We start from the raw sequence: 5,200 nt of genomic DNA, 5'->3' as shown, positions 1-5,200 counted from the left end.
TGCCGAAGGCGGGGACTCTCGAGGAAATCGAAAAGCTGTTGCCCAACCGGTGTACCGCAGAAGAGATCGATAAAGCTCTAGTTTAGAGAAGACCCATCCTTCGTCGAAGAATATATGGGGTGCTGTTTACTGACCGCTTACACAGAAAAACACCAAATTTGATCTCAAATATGTGCCAACACCATTTTGAATTATATCCATCAATCAAATCTTCTTATGACAAGTTACCATGACCGAAAAACGATAAGAGTCTGTCACGAAATAACTGACCCATATCTCCCACCTCACGTTCCTGGATGGATCGTATAGTTCCAGTCTCCGTGAAACCGATGGCGCTTCATGTGGATCTGCTCCATCTGCGCTTCGGTGACTACGACACCTCCGGGTGTCATTTTTCATAATCATGATCCACGATTCTCACCAATCATGATCCACCATTCTCACGAATCATGATCCAGTTTAAACGGGAATTCTCGTCAAACATGATCCACTAATTCCCATGAATCATGATCCACTCCTGGGCCGTGTCCGGCATTATTGTCCTTCCGAAAGGAGGGGCAAAAATGACCTACTTGGAGCACGGAATGTGGGAAATCTTGGAAGTATTACAGCGTATACATCGAGGTGAGAGTCTTTCGAAGATCCAGGCGGTAACCAGCCGTAGCCGTTCGACTATCCGTCGTTGGCGAAAGACGGCACAGATTCTGGGTTGGGTGCCAGGAGGCACCGAGCCAGACGAATCTTTGGCCACGCAGATCCTCGAGCGCCATCAGCCCGGTCCCCGCAAAGCGCGTCCTGGCGAAGTGGAGCGGCTCCTGCTGCCGCATCTGGAGCAAATCAATTCCTGGCTTGCCCCGCCATCAGAGAACAAGCGCGGATTACAGCTGACCAAAGTTCATACGCTACTGACCCGCAAGGGCATCATTGTGGCCTATGGATCACTGCATCGATTCGTTCAGAAGTACTGCCAATTCAGGAGCAAACGACTGACGGTGCGCATGGCCGAGCCCATGCCGGGCGAGGTAGCGGAGGTTGATTTTGGTAAGATGGGTCTTGTCTATGACCCTACCGTAGACCGGCGACGAGTCCTGCATGCCTTGCTCGTCACTCTCTGCTTCAGCCGGCATCAATATGTTCATTTTACCCACAGCCAGAAACTCTCTGACCTTATTGACGGGATCGAGGATGCCTGGGAATTCTTCGAGGGCATTACCATCCGCGTCGTACTGGATAATCTTCGCGATGCGGTAAACAAAGCGGATCGCTATGACCCGATCTTCCAACGCACCTTTGCCGAGTACGCGGAATACCGGGGTTTTATCATCGACCCGGCTCCCGTCAGGGCACCGAGAGGAAAGCCGCGTGTTGAGAGAAATGTACCCTATGTACGCGAAAACTTCTTCCGAGGCGAGGAGTGGCTCGATCGTGACCACGTGCAGCGCGAGGGAATCCGCTGGTGTTTACAAGTCGCCGGCACCCGGGTGCACGGCACGACGCACAAACGGCCGCTGGCCGTGTTCGACAATCTTGAGAAGACCGCGCTTAAACCATTCACCGGGGAGCGCTTTGATACGCCGCAGTGGGCCGAGTGCAAGGTTCATCCCGATCATCATATTCAATTCCAAAAATCAATTTATTCCGTTCCGAGTCGATACTGCCGCAAGAAAGTCACGGTACGAGGCGACAAAGGCCTGGTTCGCATCTACTATCATGGAAAGTTGATAAAAACCCACCCTACCCAATCACCCGGCGGCCGCAGTACGGATTACACGGACTATCCACAGGAGCTGACAAACTATACCCTGCGCGATCCGAAACGGCTGATTCGACAAGCCCAAGAACAAGGGGCCTACACCGGTCGCTTTGCCCAAGCGCTGCTGGCCGGCAATTTCCCCTGGGCCAAACTGCGGCAGGCGCAGAAACTGATCCGACTCAGTAATAAATACGGCACCGGCCGGGTTGACCAGGCCTGCCGCCGGGCGATTGCTTTTGATCTGATCAATGTGCGGCGACTTGAGCGGATCATCAATCAGGGTCTCGAGGAGGATGGACTTCCTAACAAACCGGGAGAACAAATCATTCTCCTCTCGCCGAAGTTCTTACGTCCTGAAGGCAGTTTTACACACCCCCACCAAGACAAGGAGGAAACAGATAATGGAGATTAAACCATCACTGAAAACGGTTCTCAAAAGACTCCGGCTCTCGGGTATCCTTCCGATGCTTCCGGATCGGGTGGCTTATGCCAAGAAAACAAAACTGCAGGCGACCGATTTCCTGGAGCTGATCCTTCAGGATGAAATCGACCGCCGGGATCAAAATAACCTCCAGTTGCGCCTGAAACGAGCCAGCTTCTCAGAAGAACAGACATTGGAAGGCTTCGATTGGGATGCACCCATAACATTCGACCGTGATCGCGTCCGCGATCTGTTCAGTCTGGGGTTCCTGGAGAGACGTGAGGACGTCTTGTTCCTTGGGCCTGTTGGTGTCGGCAAAACCTTCATCGCCTCAGCGCTGGGACACGCCGCGTGCCGGGCGGAGAGAAAGGTGCTTTTCATCCGCGCTGACAAAATGTTTCAAGAGCTTCGGCAATCACGGGGAGACCACTCTCATGAGAAGGCCTTACGCCGGTTCCTGACTCCTGATCTATTAATCGTTGACGATTTCGGGCTCAGGCGGCTCGACAGCCAGCAATCGAGTGATCTGTACGAAGTTATCATCGAACGGCATCAGCGATCCTCAACAATCTTTACGAGCAATCGCACCGTCGAAGAATGGGTGGTTCTTTTCGACGACCCCATCCTTGCTCAAAGTGCCCTTGACCGCCTGGCGCACAATGCGCACCAGGTCGTGATCGAGGGAGAAAGCTACAGAACTCGACAGGGTCCCGGAAGTCAGGGCTTGAAAAGCTAAGAAGTGAGCATGTACGGTTGAAAAATCAGAGGTGGCCCAGAGGGGTGGATCATGATTGGTGAGAATACTGGATCATGTTTGTGGAAATTGACAGTGTGCAATGACTCACGGCCGCACCCCTCCACGGAACATGTATGGAGTTCGCCTTCCACGACCAACCGCGAACTCGTGTGTCCGCTCCGAACGCGATATCAAAGACTGCACCCTCTCCCAAAAGGCGCAGTGGCAGAAGTGACCCTACCCACGCAATTTGGGCCTTGTCAATTAGGAGCAATCACATTCAGAGTCCGCCTTCCGCTTGGAAAGGCGACCTCGGGCGATAATGTGTGAGTGTCCGACTAAGTACTGACTACTTCAATTCATGCCAGCTGTACTTGATGATCTTGAGCGAAGTGATGTGGCCGGCGGCCTGGTGATCCTCGTGCAGTTGATTGCCTCTCTCGTCAAACACAGGCGCCAGACCACTTCTGCTTTTCATCTTTCTCAGGACACCTGGAGTATCTGAATCAAACAGAAAAGTCTGTCCCTTTTCCTTTTGCACCTGCAACGGACCCTTTTCAAGCTGGGCCTGAAGATCTTCCTCGAACAAGTACTCGTCCGTATCCTGCGCCCGCCAAACCACTTTACCAAAGGAAGTCTGTTCGATTCTCTTCTTGCTCCTCCAGAAGAGGTCATTGAAGTCGTGAACATCGACTCCTTCGGTTTCCACAGCCAGGGTGACAAAACACACGACCCCGTCATCGAACTCCACGTGGACCGTCACCCCGTTCTTAAACTCCTGGAGTGTGTAGAAGGGCTTATCAGAACAACCTGGGACTAGCATGCCAACCATGAGAATCAGTACAACAAAAGCATACCACCTAAACCGCCCCGGGTTTTCCGGAGAGCTCATGGCTTGAGTTCTACCAGCTCGGCCTGCCGAACCCAGTTGCGTAGAGTCTCGGCAGAGCGGCCGATCTTCTCGGATCGCCGCCCATTGCGATTCATATTCTTCACAGTGTTCGAAAACGAGCCGGACAGCTCGCTCCCGGACTTCCGGTGAGTACCTGATTGGCATTTCCATCCTCTCAAGAAATGGAGCCTCCGGAAGACACTCGACGGTGAATCCGTGGGTTGCGAAGAAACGCAAGACACGTTCTTCTGCCTTCTTGCCGATCATTGAAGGCGTTCCCCCGCGAGTGGCTCGTTTGGCGGTTCAACATAGTCGAATACTCCACTACACGCCGAGCATACCCAATGATCCTTGGATCGTGGGGGAAACTGTCCAAGCACCGGATGATCCACGCAATTAGGACACCGAGGTTTTGAACTCAACAAGCCGCTCGGAGTATGCTTCCACAAAACCCCGCCGATCTCCACCATTTCCTCAACAGGAAGCCGGTCACGTCGGTCCTGGTGTAGCTGATTATCGAACTTCATGCCGAGTTCCTGGCACATCCGCCGAACCTGGTCGACGAAGCTCTCTCGATCAGCCGCTGTCTCGAAGCGTTTGCACTGAAATGCGTTGATTACCTCGGGAACGTCTCCAATGTCTACATGGATAAGGGCTGGGGCAAGCGGCTTCCTGAGTGCCCAACAAGCTCCCGATTCGCACATCACCCAGTTGCTTGAAATAGAATTCGGTGTCAAGAGCAAGACGACCACACTCGAACCTGCAAGGGCATCACGTATTTCGTCTTTCCACAGCTTTCCTGCGCAGATATCTTTTTCAGCGAGAAAACAACGAAGTCCAACGCGTTCGAAAGCTTTCACAATATCGTTTGCAGCGCCATGGTCCTTGTGGCTATGGCTGATGAAAATATCGAAACGTTGCCCATCGTTCTGTTGCTCTTCGATGGTCTCGGTTCCTTTTTGCCAAAAGCCCGGAAGGCGGCGTAGCAGATCGCCGATTTCATCCTGGATGCGATTAGAATTAGTCAGGAAATCTCTATAGCGAGATCGGGCTCTTCCAGCTCTCGAGTTGAAATCGTTGGGGCGTAGCTTTCTCCTTATCCGGGCGACGTTATTGTCATCGATGGAGCGTTCCAACACTAATTCCAATTTATGAACAATTTGCTTCAATTCCTTGTCCAGCCCACCAATTTGTACGAGTAGCGAACGGTCGGCATCTCCGTGGTGAGCACGTTCGACAAGGAATTCGTTGCTGATTCCTGGTCTTTCCTCCTGAAGATGGGGACGGATCTCCTTATCGCTCCGGTCCCGAAGCTTTGATAACCCCTGAGCCAAGGCATCTAGACCCAAAACAAGCGCATTATGCTTTATCTTTTCCGAATTGGACTCTTTCATTATG

The 5,200-nt window shown here is 52.5% G+C and carries 5 protein-coding genes; 2 read left to right on the top strand and 3 right to left on the bottom strand.

Features of this window, described 5'->3' with window-relative positions:
* Positions 1-284: 284 nt before the first annotated feature.
* The gene (locus KJ970_19010; protein ID MBU2693012.1) at positions 285-392 is read right to left on the bottom strand and encodes a hypothetical protein; all 108 of its coding nucleotides are present in this window, start codon (positions 390-392) and stop codon (positions 285-287) included.
* Between the two features lie 171 nt (positions 393-563).
* On the opposite strand from KJ970_19010, the gene istA reads away from it, so the two are divergent.
* Positions 564-2,165, top strand: coding sequence for an IS21 family transposase (gene istA / locus KJ970_19005; GenBank protein ID MBU2693011.1), 1,602 nt, complete (start codon positions 564-566; stop codon positions 2,163-2,165).
* The gene (gene istB, locus KJ970_19000) at positions 2,155-2,910 is read left to right on the top strand and encodes an IS21-like element helper ATPase IstB (protein ID MBU2693010.1); all 756 of its coding nucleotides are present in this window, start codon (positions 2,155-2,157) and stop codon (positions 2,908-2,910) included. The genes istA and istB overlap by 11 nt, the downstream gene beginning before the upstream one ends.
* 349 nt (positions 2,911-3,259) lie before the next feature.
* On the opposite strand, the gene KJ970_18995 is transcribed toward istB, so the two are convergent.
* Positions 3,260-4,069 (bottom strand): hypothetical protein, encoded by an 810-nt coding sequence (locus tag KJ970_18995; GenBank protein ID MBU2693009.1) that lies wholly within the window; start codon positions 4,067-4,069, stop codon positions 3,260-3,262.
* Positions 4,066-5,200, bottom strand: a 1,135-nt coding sequence (locus KJ970_18990) for a toll/interleukin-1 receptor domain-containing protein (protein MBU2693008.1), incomplete at its 5' end; no start/stop codon positions are given. The genes KJ970_18990 and KJ970_18995, both read right to left, overlap by 4 nt.

Source organism: Candidatus Eisenbacteria bacterium (assembly GCA_018831195.1).
Classification (GTDB): domain Bacteria; phylum Eisenbacteria; class RBG-16-71-46; order CAIMUX01; family JAHJDP01; genus JAHJDP01.
The sequence above is the reverse complement of the archived record's forward strand: the minus strand, read 5'-3'. Positions and strand labels throughout refer to the sequence as shown.